Source organism: Candidatus Methylacidiphilales bacterium, from assembly GCA_025056655.1.
GTDB lineage: Bacteria > Verrucomicrobiota > Verrucomicrobiia > Methylacidiphilales > JANWVL01 > JANWVL01.
Genome location: JANWVL010000164.1, coordinates 1 through 14,099, shown reverse-complemented (window position 1 = coordinate 14,099; position 14,099 = coordinate 1). Strand labels below are relative to the sequence as shown.

Annotated in this window: 14 protein-coding genes; 5 read left to right on the top strand and 9 right to left on the bottom strand. The window is 53.2% G+C overall.

Annotated features, from left to right (window positions below; translation table 11 throughout):
- Window positions 1-28: 28 nt before the first annotated feature.
- Window positions 29-292: a 50S ribosomal protein L27 gene (gene rpmA / locus NZM04_10555; protein ID MCS7064455.1), complete on the bottom strand. Its 264-nt coding sequence runs from the start codon at window positions 290-292 to the stop codon at window positions 29-31.
- Between the two features lie 42 nt (window positions 293-334).
- Complete coding sequence (rplU, locus tag NZM04_10550) at window positions 335-769, bottom strand: 50S ribosomal protein L21 (protein MCS7064454.1); 435 nt, start codon at window positions 767-769, stop codon at window positions 335-337.
- On the opposite strand from rplU, the gene NZM04_10545 reads away from it, so the two are divergent.
- Both NZM04_10545 and NZM04_10540 read left to right on the top strand, forming a co-directional pair.
- Window positions 763-2,241 (top strand): ABC transporter permease, encoded by a 1,479-nt coding sequence (locus NZM04_10545; GenBank protein MCS7064453.1) that lies wholly within the window; start codon window positions 763-765, stop codon window positions 2,239-2,241. The two genes, rplU and NZM04_10545, sit on opposite strands and share 7 nt — an antisense overlap.
- A gap of 15 nt (window positions 2,242-2,256) precedes the next feature.
- Complete coding sequence (locus NZM04_10540; protein ID MCS7064452.1) at window positions 2,257-2,931, top strand: ABC transporter ATP-binding protein; 675 nt, start codon at window positions 2,257-2,259, stop codon at window positions 2,929-2,931.
- Between the two features lie 37 nt (window positions 2,932-2,968).
- Here NZM04_10540 and NZM04_10535 read toward each other — a convergent pair whose 3' ends face one another.
- Window positions 2,969-3,352, bottom strand: coding sequence for a hypothetical protein (locus NZM04_10535; protein MCS7064451.1), 384 nt, complete (start codon window positions 3,350-3,352; stop codon window positions 2,969-2,971).
- A gap of 83 nt (window positions 3,353-3,435) precedes the next feature.
- Between NZM04_10535 and NZM04_10530 the strand changes: the two genes are divergently transcribed.
- The gene (locus tag NZM04_10530; GenBank protein MCS7064450.1) at window positions 3,436-3,972 is read left to right on the top strand and encodes a thioredoxin family protein; all 537 of its coding nucleotides are present in this window, start codon (window positions 3,436-3,438) and stop codon (window positions 3,970-3,972) included.
- A gap of 98 nt (window positions 3,973-4,070) precedes the next feature.
- Window positions 4,071-5,183, top strand: coding sequence for a PfkB family carbohydrate kinase (locus tag NZM04_10525; protein MCS7064449.1), 1,113 nt, complete (start codon window positions 4,071-4,073; stop codon window positions 5,181-5,183).
- A 13-nt stretch (window positions 5,184-5,196) separates the two neighbouring features.
- On the opposite strand, the gene NZM04_10520 is transcribed toward NZM04_10525, so the two are convergent.
- The 4 genes from NZM04_10520 to NZM04_10505 all read right to left on the bottom strand — a co-directional run bounded on the left by NZM04_10520 (window position 5,197) and on the right by NZM04_10505 (window position 11,740).
- Window positions 5,197-6,216 carry an N-acetylmuramoyl-L-alanine amidase gene (locus tag NZM04_10520; protein ID MCS7064448.1) on the bottom strand — a complete coding sequence of 340 codons (1,020 nt, stop codon included), beginning with the start codon at window positions 6,214-6,216 and terminating at the stop codon, window positions 5,197-5,199.
- A gap of 3 nt (window positions 6,217-6,219) precedes the next feature.
- Complete coding sequence (gene panC / locus NZM04_10515; GenBank protein ID MCS7064447.1) at window positions 6,220-7,005, bottom strand: pantoate--beta-alanine ligase; 786 nt, start codon at window positions 7,003-7,005, stop codon at window positions 6,220-6,222.
- A 102-nt stretch (window positions 7,006-7,107) separates the two neighbouring features.
- Window positions 7,108-9,162, bottom strand: coding sequence for a transketolase (gene tkt, locus NZM04_10510; GenBank protein MCS7064446.1), 2,055 nt, complete (start codon window positions 9,160-9,162; stop codon window positions 7,108-7,110).
- A 67-nt stretch (window positions 9,163-9,229) separates the two neighbouring features.
- Window positions 9,230-11,740: a circularly permuted type 2 ATP-grasp protein gene (locus tag NZM04_10505; protein ID MCS7064445.1), complete on the bottom strand. Its 2,511-nt coding sequence runs from the start codon at window positions 11,738-11,740 to the stop codon at window positions 9,230-9,232.
- A gap of 34 nt (window positions 11,741-11,774) precedes the next feature.
- Between NZM04_10505 and NZM04_10500 the strand changes: the two genes are divergently transcribed.
- Window positions 11,775-12,200: a hypothetical protein gene (locus NZM04_10500; protein MCS7064444.1), complete on the top strand. Its 426-nt coding sequence runs from the start codon at window positions 11,775-11,777 to the stop codon at window positions 12,198-12,200.
- Between the two features lie 12 nt (window positions 12,201-12,212).
- Here NZM04_10500 and NZM04_10495 read toward each other — a convergent pair whose 3' ends face one another.
- Together NZM04_10495 and NZM04_10490 are read right to left on the bottom strand one after the other, a co-directional pair.
- Window positions 12,213-13,232 (bottom strand): hypothetical protein, encoded by a 1,020-nt coding sequence (locus tag NZM04_10495; protein ID MCS7064443.1) that lies wholly within the window; start codon window positions 13,230-13,232, stop codon window positions 12,213-12,215.
- Window positions 13,233-13,399: 167 nt separating this feature from the next.
- Window positions 13,400-13,909, bottom strand: coding sequence for a polymer-forming cytoskeletal protein (locus tag NZM04_10490; GenBank protein ID MCS7064442.1), 510 nt, complete (start codon window positions 13,907-13,909; stop codon window positions 13,400-13,402).
- Window positions 13,910-14,099: the final 190 nt, after the last annotated feature.

Genomic DNA, 14,099 nt, shown 5'->3' with positions numbered 1-14,099 from the left:
CCGATTGGGGAGGCAGGCGGTGTGGGGGTTAGTTTGCGGTGGTGGGGGTAGGGGGGAGGACGTGGATGCGACGGTTGTTTTTGTCGTATTGGACAATTCCGTCGATGAGTGCGAAGAGGGTGAAGTCGCGTCCCATGCCTACGTTTTTGCCTGGATGATAGACGGTGCCGCGCTGGCGGTAGATAATGTTTCCAGCGGTGGCCATTTGGCCGCCATAGATTTTGACGCCGAGACGTTTGCTTGCGCTGTCTCTGCCGTTTTTGGTGCTTCCTTGACCTTTTTTGTGTGCCATGGTGTGTCCTCCGTGTTGAGGGTTATGTGATTTTGTGAGGAGCTATTGGGAAATGATTTTTGTGACTTTAAGCCGCGTGTATCTTTGGCGGTGGCCGACGGTGCGGTGATAGCCTTTGCGGCGCTTGAATTTGTAGGCGATAACCTTAGGGGCTTTGACCTCGCCTTCGAGCACTTCGCATTCGACTTTTGCGTTGGGGAGAAAGGGGCGTCCGACTTGGATGTTTTCGCCTTCGGCGATGAGTAGGACTTCGTTGAGGGTGGTTTTGTCTCCGGTGTTTAAGCCGAGGAGCTCGACATCGAGGATGTCGCCTTCGGAGACTTTGTATTGTTTTCCGCCGGTTTGTAGTATTGCGAACATATTTTGGTAGATGGATTTTTTAGAGGGAGTGTAAGTTGCAGCAAGTGGCCTTCGGATGCAAGCTGGAATTTCTTTGTTGAGGTTCAGTGGAAACTTGGCAATTTGGCGCGATGGCAAAGAAAGCAGTGCGCAGGAATTTTTCGTTTTTTCTGGCGCGGCGTTACATTAGACCGCAGCGGACGTTTGTGTCGGTGATTACGATGTTATCTGTGTTGGGAGTGACGCTTGGGGTGATGGTTTTGCTTGTGGTGCTTTCGGTGATGGAGGGATTTGAGCGAGAGATTAGGAGTAAGATTGTCGGGTTCAACGCTCATGTGACTGTGTCGGGGATGGGTGGGGTGTTGGAGGATTGGCGGGGGTTGGCACAGCAACTGCGGGTGAAGGAGGAGGTAGTGTCGGCGAGTGGTTTTGTGCAGGGGCCTGTGCTGGTGGAGTTTCAACAGGCGTTGAGTTCGCCTGTTTTGCGGGGGGTGGAGGTGGAGGAGTTAAGCGGCATGTTGCCGATGGATGAATCGAAGTGGTTGGTGAAGGGTGAAGCTTTGCTTCAAGGTAATGCGGTGATTGTGGGCGAGGAATGGGCGCTACAGCAGGGGGCAACGGTTGGCGACAAGATATTGGTCTATGCTCCTAGGAATTTGCCAGTCCTACACTCACAGAAGGCTAGGGCTGTCTCCTCTGACGCTGAGAATTCGGCCGCATTGGAGACGTCCAGGAGGGACGAAAGCAAGACCGAAAAAAACGGCGCGAGTAATAAGGTGGCTAACAAGGAACAGGCTGACAAGGAAAGCAAAGATAAAGCCCCTGTCGAGGGGACATCGGCGCCGCAGGTGGTGCCGGTGGAGATGGCTACCGCTACAGAGCAGCATTTGGTTTTGCCGACGGAGCTGGTAATAACGGGGATATTTCGAACTGGGATGTATGATTATGACTTGAATGTGATGGTGACTTCATTATCCAACGCTCAATATCTCTATGCGCTTGAGACGGCTGTGCATGGGGTGCATGTGCGGTTGAATGAAGATGCGCCTGAGGTGGCTGAGGCATTCAAGCATCGTCTTATCAAGGAAACCGATGGTCGGTATATGGTGCGGACGTGGATGGATCAAAACCGCACGCTTTTTACAGCGGTGGCTACGGAGCGAGTGACGATGACATTTGTGCTTTTGTTTATCATTCTGGTGGCGGGGTTTGGATTGTGTAGCACTTTGATCACGATCACGGTGCAGAAGAGTAAAGAAATCGGCATTTTGAAGGCCCTTGGAGCGCGTGAGGGTCAGATAATGGCTATTTTTCTGTGGTATGGAGGAATTGTCGGGACGGTGGGGTCCGTGCTTGGAGTGGGATTGGCATGGGTAGCGTTGTCGTTTCGAAATGAATTGCGTGAGGGTCTTGCTCGATTGATGGGCGTGGATGTCTTTGCGCCAGAGATCTACAACATTGCACAGATACCTGCAGTGCCTTTGGGTGAAAGTCTGCCTTTGGTAGGCAGCATAGCTGGCATTGCCGTGGCTATATGTATTTTAGCTGCATATATACCAGCTCGCAGTGCGGCGCGACTTATGCCTGCGCAAGCGTTGCGGTATGAATAATAGAGAGTCACAACTATGAGCGAGGAAATTATTCAACTTAAAAATGTGACCAAAACTTATCGCACGGGCGGTAAAGTTCTTCGTGTGCTGGATCGTGTGAATATGGATTTGCGATTTGGCCAATTCATCACCATTCAGGGCGTTTCGGGGTCGGGTAAGACGACGTTACTCAATGTGTTGTCTGGGCTGGAGCCTCCAGATGAAGGGCAGGTGATGTGGGAAGACCGATCGATTTATAAAATGGGAGCAAAGAAGCTAGCAGCTTGGCGTAATCACATGATTGGTTACGTTTTTCAATCTTACCATCTCTTGCCTGAGCTGACGGCTTGGGAAAACGTGATGCTACCTGCGATGATTGCTGGAAAGAGCGAACGCGATGAGGCTGAGTCTCTGCTTCGCCTTGTCGGTCTGAGCGAGCGTGCCACACATTATCCGGCGCAGCTTTCAGGGGGCGAACAGCAACGTGTTGCGATTGCTCGAGCGTTTAGGAATGATGCACCGATCATCGTTGCGGATGAACCGACTGGCAATCTCGATAGCCAGTCTGCGCAAGAGGTGATCGATTTGCTTGAAGCGCTACACGAGCGCGCTGGGAAGACGTTGATCGTGGTGACGCACAATCATAATATCGCGCAGCGTGGAAAAGTGCGTTATCATCTTGAAGCTGGGCGTTTGATGCGGTTGGAGTAATGGTAAAGGAGCTGGTATTCTCAAAGGGCTCAGCTTTTTACAAGAGGCCTTGCGATTCTAGTTCATTTAGGCGTCGGTCATCTTGATCGTTGATGATTTCTTGGATTGATGGGAGCTCAAGCAAGACTTCTAGGCATAGGGAGAATTCCTCGAGTGGGAGTCCTGTTGTCTCGATTACTCGGCGGTTGCGAGTGATGTAAACCCAGGCGAAATCATCTCCGTGCAATACACGGAACTGGACCTGGTCGTGGGGGATGTATTCATCGCATGATTTGAGGTGTAGGGTTACGTTAGCATGGGTGTCAGTGGGCGAAACTTGCTCGACTCGATGGAATCGCGTAAGCCATGATTGTATATAGCAGCGAATGATTTCGTCAGTAATTGGCTCGGAAGAAATCGCCACGAACCCTTTTGAGATCATTGTTGAATGATAGGGTGAATTCAAAATTTACGCACTGAAAAAAACGTAATATTTTAGCTTACATGGCTCTTACACCATCTAAAATGTCACCGTTGGGCACGTTGTTGCCGCAGTTTGAGTTAAGGGATGTTGTGTCAGGCACGAGGCGTGCTTATGGTCCTGGTAGTCTGACGCGGCCGCTGGTTGTGATGTTCCTTTGTTGTCATTGTCCGTATGTTATTCACATCGAAAAAGGCATTTCTGAATTGGCGCGCGATTATGCTGGCAAGGCGGTGGATTTTGTCGCGATCTGCTCGAATGATGAAACGACATATCCTCAAGATGCTCCAGATCGGATGCGAGAACAGGCTATACGTCTTGGGTGGACGTTTCCGTATCTGCATGATGCGACGCAGGAGGTTGCGCGGGCGTTTGATGCAGCCTGCACGCCCGATTTTTTTGTTTATGATGCTAGCGCTCGGCTGGTTTATCGGGGGCAATTTGACTCGAGTCGTCCAGGCAACAACATACCGGTGACGGGATCTGACTTGAGAGCGGCTCTGGATGCTTTGATTTCTGGGGAGAGAGTTTCTGAGCGACAGTTTCCTAGTCTTGGGTGCAACATTAAGTGGCGAAATTAAGTGGCGAAAGGTGGGCGTTGCGGGTTAATCGCTTTGTGGTAAGGCTTCTTTTGTGCTTGCCAATTGAGCTGCGGTAGGCTAGAAGTGATGGGAAGGTTATGAGTGATTCTCGTATCGCCCGGCAAACGGCAGAGCGTCTGATTGGTTCACGAGCGCAGCTTTTGAAATATCAATGTCTGTTGGGTTTTGATGGTTTTGTTGATGAGATTTATCAGGTCGTGGCCCAGCGCCAGTCTGCTACAAAATACGTTCCGTATGCAACGATCAAGTCGTTTGGTTCTGCAATAGTGGCGGCAGCGGGTAAGAGCGCCAACATGGAGCTCGTGCAGCAGTCAGTTCGCATGGGGGGGAACGGGCCGTTGATGGCGTTTGCATTGAGCACGCTTGGGGCACCGGTGAATTATATTGGGATTGTGGGTAAGGATACTGTGCATCCTGTTTTTCATGAATTTAGCAAGCGTGCAAGGGTGATTCCGATTGGTGAGCCTGCATTGACTCAGGCGTTTGAATTTAACGATGGGAAATTGTTGTTTGGTCAACATAGCAACGTTAATGAGGTCACGTGGGATAATATTAAGAAGCGAGTCGGTGAGGCGGCTTTTAAGAAGATGTGGAAGGAAGCTCATTTCATTGGGATGGTGAACTGGACCATGCTTCCGCATATGTCGGCGATATGGAAGAAACTTTTGAGTGAATTTCCACCCGTGAAAGATGAGCCACGGAAGCTGATGTTTTTTGATTTGGCTGATCCAGCTAAGCGTCTGGATGCTGATTTGTTGGCGGCGCTGAAAATTATATCGGAGTTTCAAGAGAGCAATGATGTTATCCTTGGTCTGAACGAGAGTGAGGGGCAGCATGTGGCGCGAGTCTTGCGTCTTAAGAAGACGCCGGCTAATCCAAAGGGCACGGCGGCATTGGCAGCGGCTATTCGGGAGAAGCTTAATCTTCACACTGTGGTGATTCATCCTGTAAAGTATGCTGCTGGGGCGGATGCACAGGGGGAAACTTTTATTGAGGGGCCTTATACTGCTAAACCTAAAATTAGCACGGGTGCGGGGGATCATTTTAACGCTGGTTTTGTTATTGGGCGGTTGCTTGGGTTGGGGTTACAGCATTCTTTGCAGTTGGCGGTTGCTGCGTCTGGGTTTTACGTTCGGCATGCTAATAGTCCGAATCGTGAGCAGCTTGTGCGCTTTTTGCAGACTCTTTAACTTGGGGGTTAATTTAGGGTTGGGTTGGCTGGTTTAATCGTATGTAGTTGAGTATGCCGGTGGCGATTGCCTCAGCTAGGCGCTGGCGATAGACGGGGTTATCTACAAGGCGTAGATCCATGCGGTTGGTGAGGAAGCCGCCTTCTACTAGGATGGCGGGGAGGTAGTTTGTGCGCAGGACTACGAAGCGCGCTCGTTTGACGCCGCGATCGGCTTCGGGGTCACCGGGGAAGAGGCGCACGATTTGTCTATGGACTTGGTGGGCTAGTAGGATATTTAGGGGGTCGTTTTCGTTTCCGATTTGTTTTATGTGGTCGGCGCGAGAGGGGAATTCTCCTACGGCTGTGGAGGCGACTCCGCGAGGGGCCATGGCGAAGGTCTCGACTCCGCGGGCTTGGCGGTTGAAGCCGTAGTTGTAGTGGATGCTTACGAATATGTGTCCTGCGAAGTTGCGTGCGAATCGGGTTCGTTCGTGTAATTCGACGAAGACATCGCTGCGGCGCGTCATGACGGTGCGAACGCCGGCGGCGCGTAGGATTTTTTCGAGTCGTAATGAAGTGTCTAGTGTGTAGTGTTTTTCTAAGGCTCCGTTTAGTCCGGTGGCGCCGCGGTCGGAGCCGCCGTGGCCGGGATCGATTACGACGCCTCGCACGGGTCTGCGGATGGGGATGGCTTGAGGTCGGAAGATGGGGTCAAAGAGTTTTGTGATGTCTGTTTTGGGGATGAGCCATCCTGCGGGATGATCTATGATGGAGCTTGAGAGGTAGTAGTTGACTTCGTTGATTCGGACGATTTGGCTATCTCGGCGAAAGACGAGGCGGAAGCTGGTGTTTTGGACGGTGAAGGTGTCTGAGAGGGGGCCTTCTCCGTAGGGGAAGTAGTAGAAGCGGCAAAAGGATTTTAGTGTGACGTATTCTAGTGGGCCTACGCGGACGACTTGCCATATGCTGGCGGTTGCTGTGGGGCATAGGATGAGGAGCGCGAGGCAGGATGTGTGGAGTCTTGAGAAAAGTCGCGCTCGTCTCAGTCTCATGGTTTACTTTTTTTTGAGTGTGGTTGCTACGTTGTCAATGAGTCGGGTTTTGCCGATGTGCACTGCGGCGCATAGTCGATTGTTGACGATCTCGGCGTAGTCTAGGCGGACACCTTTTAGGCGTGAGATTTCTTTTTTGAACCAGGATATGGGATTGGGATGGTGTATGGCTTGTTGGAGTGCGGCGGCAAATTGTCGTGCTTTTTGTCTTTCTGTTGGGCTTAGGTAGGTGTTGCGGGAGCTGAAGGCGAGTCCGTCTGTATCGCGGATGGTTTCAACTGGGATGATTTTTATGGGGAAGTGGAGGTCTCGCACCATTCTTTGGATTACTTCGAGTTGTTGGGCGTCTTTTTGGCCGAAGAAGGCGAGGTGGGGTTGGCAGATTAGAAAGAGCTTGGCGACGACGGTGGTGACGCCTCGGAAGTGTCCTGGTCGGAAGGGGCCGCAGCGGCCTTGACTGAGGGAGAGTTCTTCTACCCAGGTGGAGTGATCGGGGGCGTAGAGATTTTTGGGTGCGAAGACGATGTCTACGTCCCAGAGGCGGCATTTTTGGCAGTCGGTGCGGAAGGGGCGGGGGTAGCGGTGGAGGTCTTCTCCTGCGGAGAATTGGGTGGGATTGACGTAGATGCTGACGATGAGGATGTCGGCTTGTTTACGGGCTTTTTTGATGAGTGCTTCGTGGCCTGGGTGTAAGGCGCCCATGGTGGGCACGAGGGCGATTTGTTTTCCTTCTTTGCGCCATTGCAGGGCTGTGCGCTGCATGGTGGGCGGGTGTCGGATGATCTTCATCGTTTTTCATCTAGATGAGGTGTGTGGAATGTGAATTCTAAAACGGCTGTGGGATGGGGGTTTGGGGGAGGGTTTTGGGGGGGTGGGTGGGTGTGGGTGTTTTTAGGGTGTTGGGGGTAGGAGGGCGCGGGTTTTGGAGAGGATGTGGGGGACTGTGAGCCCGTATGCTTCTTGGAGGCGGGTGTGGGGGGCGCTGGCGCCGAATCGTTCGACGCCGATGAAGAGGCCTTTTTCGCCGATGTAGCGTTCCCAGCCCATGCGGATGCCGGCTTCGACGGCGATGCGTGCGGGGATGGATGGGGGGAGGACGTGGTCTTTGTAGGATTGGGGTTGTGCTTCGAAGAGGTCCCATGAGGGCATGGAGACGACGCGTGGGGCGTAGCCTTCTGCTGCGAGGTGTTCGGCGGCTTGTAGGCAGAGGTGGACTTCTGAGCCTGTGCCGATGAGGATGATTTGGGGTGGGACGTTGGGATTGGCTTCCCAGAGGATGTAGGCGCCTTGGCGGAGGCCTGTGGCAGGGGCGCATTTGGAGCGGTCGAGGGTGGGGATGTCTTGTCGGGTGAGGACGAGGAGGGTGGGGCGGTCTTGTTGGGATAGGGCGACGAGCCAGGCTTGGGCGGTTTCGTTGGCGTCGGCGGGTCGGATGAGTGAGAGGCGCGGGATGGCGCGGAGGGCTGCGAGGTGTTCGACGGGTTGGTGGGTGGGGCCGTCTTCTCCGACGAAGATGGAGTCGTGGGTGAGGACGTAGATGGTGTGGAGTTTGCTTAGGGCTCCGAGGCGGATGGGGGGGCGCATGTAGTCGGTGAAGGCGAAGAAGGTGGCGCCGAAGGGGATGAGGCCGGAGCGGTGGTAGGCGATGCCGTTGAGGATGGCGGCCATGGTGTGTTCGCGGATGCCGAAGTGGAGGTTGCGGCCGTGGTAGTGGTTTTTTTGGAATGAGCCGTGTGTTTTGATCCAGGTTTTGGTGGAGGGGGCGAGGTCTGCGGATCCGCCGATGAGGTGGGGGAGGTGGTCGAAGAGGGTGGTGAGGATTTGGCCGCTGGCGTTGCGGGTGGCGAGGTTTTGGCCGGCTTGGAATTGGGGGAGGAGGTCGGGGAGGTTTGTGGGGATTTGTTTTTCTTGGATTTTTTTGAGGAGTGCGGCTTTTTGGGGGTAGGCGCGGGTGTAGGCTTGTAGGGTGCGGTTCCATTCGGTTTCTTGGGCGGCGAGTTCGTGGCGGAGTTTTTGGAAGTAGGCGGTGACGCGGGAGGGGATGAGGAATTGGGAGTCTTCGGGCCAGCCGAGGGCGCGTTTGGTGGCGGCGACTTCTTGTGGGCCGAGGGCGTCGGAGTGGGCTTTGGGTTGGCCTTGGAGCTTGGGTGAGCCTTTGCCGATGGTGGTTTTGCCGATGATGAGGGTGGGGCGGCCTGTGATGGTGAGGGCTTCGCGGAGGGCTGCGTGGATTTGGGAGTGGTTGTGGCCGTCGATGGTGATGACGTGCCAGTTGTAGGCGCGGAAGCGGGTGGGGACGTCGTCGGAGTAGGCGAGGTCGGTGAAGCCTTCGATGGAGACGCGGTTGTCGTCGTAGAACCAGATGAGGTTATCGAGGCCGAGGTGGCCTGCGAGGGAGGCGGCTTCGTGGGAGATGCCTTCTTGGAGGTCGCCGTCGGAGACGATGGTGTAGATGCGGTGGTCGAAGAGGTTGAAGTCTGGGGTGTTGAAGAGGGCGGCGAGGTGTTTTTGGGCGATGGCGAGGCCGACGGAGTTGCCTGTGCCTTGGCCGAGGGGGCCTGTGGTGACTTCGACGCCTGGGGTTTCGTGGGCTTCTGGGTGGCCTGGGGTGAGGGAGTGGAGTTGGCGGAATTTTTGGAGTTGTTCTAGGGTGATGTGGGGGTAGCCGCAGAGGTGGAGGAGGGAGTAGAGTAGCATGGAGCCGTGGCCTGCGGAGAGGATGAAGCGGTCGCGGTTGGGCCAGTGGGGGTTGGCGGGGTTGTGGCGGAGGAATTGGGTCCAGAGGATGGTGGCGAAGTCTGCGCATCCCATGGGGAGGCCTGGGTGGCCGGAGTGGGCTTTTTCGATGGCATCGATGGTGAGGATGCGGATGGTGTTGGCGATGAGGTGTTCGATGGGGGTGGTGGTGAATGTGGGGGGTTCTGTGGTGGGGGTGGGGTGTTGCATAGGTGGTGGGGGTGTGGGTTGGATGGGTTTATCGGGGTGTTGTTAAAAAATCAAGTGGGTCGCGGGGTTAGGTGGGGGTGTGGGAGAGGAGGTGGGTGTGGTAGTGGTGGATGTGGTGGTCGGTGATGAGGTTGGCGAGGTGGTGGAGGTGTTGGGTCTCTTCGGCGAGCCAGTCTGCGATGGGGAGGGAGGAGTTTTTGGGGGTGCACATTTGGTGGAGGGGGAGGGTGTGGAGGGTGGTGAGGTGGTGTAGGGTGTGGATGGCGGGTGTGGTCGGTGTGGGTGTGGTGAGGGGGAAGCATGTGGTGAGGTGGTGGTGGAGGGTGTGGTAGTGAAAGGCGAGGCTGCGTGGGAATGTGGGGAGTGTGAGGAGGATGGAGGCTATGGATTGGAGGGTGGGGCGGTGTGGGTGGTGTTTGCGGTGTGCGTATTGGCAGGCGAAGAGGCGGATTAGGGTGTCGTGGATGAGGGAGGGGTCTTGTGTGGGGGAGCGGAGGGGTAGGATGAGTTGGCGGAAGGTGATGGTGGTGAAGATGGCTTGTTCGATGTGGTGGCCGATGTTCCAGAAGTGCCATGGGTCGTCGCGGAGGAGGTGGTGGAGGGCGGCGCCGGTGATTTGTTCGTGGGTTTGGATGAGGGAGTTGTGGAGGGAGAGGTCGTTGAGGATGGGGTCGAGGGAGTGGGGGGGTTGGGTGCTGTAGGTGTGGAGGAGGTGGTAGAGGTCGGTGATGAGGGTGAAGAGTTCGGTGGGGATGGATTCGCGTGAGGCGAGGGTGTTTTGGTGGGCGAGGCGTATGGAGTGGTAGGCGGAGGCGTTGTTTTCTTGGGAGAGGAGGATGTAGTGGGAGAGTTGGGAGGGGTGGGTGAGTTTGTTTTTTTCGAAGTAGGTGGTGGGGTGGCCTGTGGCGGCGGCTAGGGTTTCCCAGAGGGGTTGCCAGGTTTTGGGTGCGGTGGTTTGTGGGTCTGATGTGGCTCTGATTTGGAGGAGGGTGCGGAGGAGTTGGGTGGTGGTGGCGGCGCGGGTGAGGTAGCGGCTGATCCAGAGGAGGGATTCGGCGGTGCGGCTGGAGAGGCGGAGGCGTTCTCCGACGATTTCGTGGGTTTGAGGGGGGAGGGAGAGTTCGATGGGGTGGCGGTGGTGTGTGGTGGGGGGGGCGGGGTGCGGGGGTGTGGGGGTGTGGGGTGTGGGTTGGAGGATCCAGGTGTCGCGGATGGGGGTGGGGGGGAAGGGGTGGGTGTGGTCTGTGGGGGGGGGTTGGAGGGATCGGGTGAGGGCGCAGGGGAGGAGGGTGATGCGGTGGTGATCGGCTAAGGCGAAGAGGCGGAGGATGATGGGGTCGTGTGGGGGGTTGTGGTGGAGGAGGTTTTTTTGTATGATCCATTTGGAGGGGTTTTGTTCTATGATTTGCTGCCAGTGGCGGCGCTGGTCTTGGGATAGGAGGGCGCCGTTGAGGCTTGGGGTGTTGGGGTGGGGGTGGGTGGGCTTGATGATGTAGGAGGGCCAGTCGTCGAAGAGTTGTTCGCGGACGTCGATGTCGGTGAGTGGGGCGCGGTAGAGGTCGGGGAGGATGGGGTGTTGGTGTAGGAGGTGTCTGATGAGGTGTGGGGTGTAGGTGGTGAGGGCGCGGTTTTGGAGGAGGTCGGCGGATGGGGCGTTGGCTATGGCGACAGTGCCTTTGCGGAGGCATGAGGTGATGCCGGGGATGCCTTGGTGTGGGGTTTGTGAGGGGATGGATACGGGGTCGATATTTTGGGCTGGGATGAAGCGGAGGAGGATTTCTATGGGTTGGAGGCCGTCTATGGTTTTGAGGAAGAGTTGGCCTTGAAGGACGAGGAGTTCGTCGGGTTGGATGAGGGGGATGCCTATCATTCGGGCGAGGATGGCTTGATCAGCGTATGAGGGGGATTGTGGGCCGAGGGTGAGAAGTGCGAGTCGGGGGCGGTGGGAGAAGGAGAGGCCGCAATTTTGTAGGTTTTCTTGGATGAGTGCTGGGACGGCGGATGGGGACTCGATGGGGAGTGAGGAGAGTTCGCGGGTATAGATTTCTCCGAGGGATTGTCTTAGATGAAGGGCGATGCCGATACCGTAGGGTTGGGAGAAGATTTCTTCGAGGACGTGCCATTGGCCTTGGGAATCATGGACGAAATCGATGGCGGCTATGCGGATGGGGGTGTCGCCGATGGGTTTGATTCCTAGGATTGGGCGTAGGTAGGAGGGGTCGTTGTAGATGAGGCGGTGTGGAAGGATGCGTTGTCGGATGAGGGACTGTTCGGAAAAGATATCGGTAAGGGCGATATTCCAAGCGCGGAGGCGCTGGGAGAAGGCTTCGGAGAGGGTGCGCCAGTCTTCTGCTGGTAAGATGAAAGGTAGGGGATGGATGGAGAAGTGGTAAATGGAGGGATGGCGGGAGTCTGGTGAGGTGGAGGGGTTGATGAGGTAGGAGAGCTCGCGTTGGATTTTTTTTTGGAGGGAGTCGTGTGTAAGGGTGTGGGATTGCTGGAGTTGTCGGAGGATGTCGGATGGACGTGGTGGAGGGGGAGCGGGAGATGGGGCGTGAGGGTGTGGGGTTGGGGGCATTGATTTGGTGGGAAAATAGAGTATAATATGACTTGTGAAAGAAATTATTCGCAGCGTTTGTTTTTTGTTTGTTTTTTCAATGCTAGGTGGATGCGTGACTTATCGGGAATATCAGCAGGATGTTCAAACGGCTCGGGATGTGGGGGTAAGTCCTGCGATTTATGAGAAAATGAGGCGTGGAAAGGTATTGTTGTTGCCTGAGATTGTGGAATTGACGCAGAGGAAGTATCCTGAGGATAGATTGATTCGTTACTTGATTTATTCAGGAGGCGTTTATCGCTTGACGATGACAGATATTGATTATCTAAGAGAGGCCAAGGTGAGTGATACCATAATCAATTATCTGTTAAAGACCCCTGAGGAGGCACTGAATGCGGAATTGAAGCAAGAAAGGCTGAGACGCTGGGATTATTATCCTTACCATCCGCACTGGCATTGCCGATATTGGCCTTATTACTAGGGTGGGATAATATTATCTGTAGAAGCGCTCTAGCGGGTCGTTGATTTTGTTGGGATTAAGATTAGGGTTGCCTAAGACTCTGGGGGATCGTAAGGGAGGTGGATCGAGTAGTCGCCTGAAATCGTTGTTGAGTGATGGTGGTGTGTAGTTGCGAGAGAGTGATGAATTAGGGTTATTTGTATCTAATGTGCCGATTTTATCTATAAGTAGATTATTAGGATTAGACAGGTGTTGTTGTGGGGAAGGAAATCTGGGATTCTGGATCTGCAGTTGTGGTGTTAAAGACATTTGTGGCTTGTAGGTCAGTAGTGTATCATTCATATCACCAATAGAAATAAGACTGTTGGTTAATTCATCAACTGGTGATCGCCTTGATATAGAATTGGATAGCGGAAGCGACTTAGAATTTTGACTTAGGTCATCTTTGATGTTATTATTGTAAATTCCCATCTGAAGAGGTTTTGACAACCCTGTTACGGGGTTGGAGATTTGGTTTAATTCATTTGGTAGATCAATAGGGAAAGAACTGAACTTAAGATTGTCTTGTTTTGAATGAGCTTCTTGGCTAGGAGGTAAGCCAAAGAAACGTAATCCTTCTGAAGATGAATTTAAGCCCAGGGAAAAGACATCTGGATTTTTGGTTAGGTAGATTTGAGTGTCAGACTGAATGTTGTCTTCTGAATTAAGTTTCTGTCTTTCAGCGCGTGCCTCTTTGAGTTTTTCTAGATCTTTATACAACCAGTTTTTATGATGGTCACTGTCTTGGTCGTGAATGCCTTCGGTATTCCTATTCCTGTATATGACATAAGGAATAAGTTGGTTTTGTAGCTTGCTGTAATCCGGAAATGTGTTACTTTGAATCTTATTTTCGTAGAGGGCCTTTTTAGCTTGGTTTTCGAAGGTAGTAAAGTCTGGCAACTTTGCAGGGGTGGTGTCTAAAGCCTTTAGTTTATCACTAGAATATCCTACCTGCACTAGGGCCAACTGTGCCAGGAGATAAAGAGCATAGTGAAAACCTCTTTTTGATATCATGTGTCAAATTCAACATGCCATAGGAATATGCCGACTGGAAAATACTCAAGAGTTAGTGGCATCCGATCAAATCAACAAACCGGTAAAAACTGCTCCGCCGAAATTCGGTTTTCTTATTTTCTTATTATCGGCGGAGCAGAAAGTTAAAGATGAAAGTAGCACCTCAATTAAATCTGTCGTAGAAACGTGCTTGTGACTTTTGGCTTTTCCTCAGAGTGAATTCGAGCTGTTCCTTCAGTGTCAGTTCCTCCGGCACTTAATGCAGCTCCGATTCCATTGACACTTGTGTTTGCATTCATTCTACTTGCTGAGGAACGGCGGCGCTCTTCAATCTTGCTTTCATCGATGTCCATATCGATCTTCCCGCGGAATATACATCCATCACTGAGGATGACATTCGGAGCCTGTATGTCACCGATCATCGATCCGCAAGCTAGAAGCTCGACTCTTTCCGTAGCTTTGATGTTACCACTGACAGAACCCGCGATGACAATGCTCTTTGTGCTAATTTGTGCATTAACTTCACCATCTACGGCTACGTGAATATGCTCCTGTAGGCTGATCGTGCCTTCTACTTTCCCCTCAATAGTAAGAGGTTCATTTCCCTCTATTTCACCTTTAACAATTATTCCACGACTGATGATTGTTCTTTTTTTGTTATCCTCTTCCTTGGCCATATTTCTTTCTATTTTGTGCAACCTTACGGCTGCGGTTAATATTTTTATGCTTCATCCGTACAACTCGGATAAGCATGGTGTAAATAATAGACACGTGTTACTTAAAAAAGCAAGTCGAAAACAACTGCACCTTGGCAGTAAAATACGACCGCTATTTCGACCTTTGATTAGCTGTTGGTTCCTGTATCTT

Coding starts and splice junctions, on each gene's coding strand:
- NZM04_10490 (MCS7064442.1), bottom strand. CDS start 13,909: ATGGCCAAGGAAGAGGATAACAAAAAAAGAACAATCATCAGTCGTGGA.
- rpmA (MCS7064455.1), bottom strand. CDS start 292: ATGGCACACAAAAAAGGTCAAGGAAGCACCAAAAACGGCAGAGACAGC.
- NZM04_10525 (MCS7064449.1), top strand. CDS start 4,071: ATGAGTGATTCTCGTATCGCCCGGCAAACGGCAGAGCGTCTGATTGGT.
- NZM04_10505 (MCS7064445.1), bottom strand. CDS start 11,740: ATGCCCCCAACCCCACACCCTCACGCCCCATCTCCCGCTCCCCCTCCA.
- NZM04_10530 (MCS7064450.1), top strand. CDS start 3,436: ATGTCACCGTTGGGCACGTTGTTGCCGCAGTTTGAGTTAAGGGATGTT.
- tkt (MCS7064446.1), bottom strand. CDS start 9,162: ATGCAACACCCCACCCCCACCACAGAACCCCCCACATTCACCACCACC.
- NZM04_10540 (MCS7064452.1), top strand. CDS start 2,257: ATGAGCGAGGAAATTATTCAACTTAAAAATGTGACCAAAACTTATCGC.
- NZM04_10520 (MCS7064448.1), bottom strand. CDS start 6,216: ATGAGACTGAGACGAGCGCGACTTTTCTCAAGACTCCACACATCCTGC.
- NZM04_10495 (MCS7064443.1), bottom strand. CDS start 13,232: ATGATATCAAAAAGAGGTTTTCACTATGCTCTTTATCTCCTGGCACAG.
- NZM04_10535 (MCS7064451.1), bottom strand. CDS start 3,352: ATGATCTCAAAAGGGTTCGTGGCGATTTCTTCCGAGCCAATTACTGAC.
- panC (MCS7064447.1), bottom strand. CDS start 7,005: ATGAAGATCATCCGACACCCGCCCACCATGCAGCGCACAGCCCTGCAA.
- NZM04_10545 (MCS7064453.1), top strand. CDS start 763: ATGGCAAAGAAAGCAGTGCGCAGGAATTTTTCGTTTTTTCTGGCGCGG.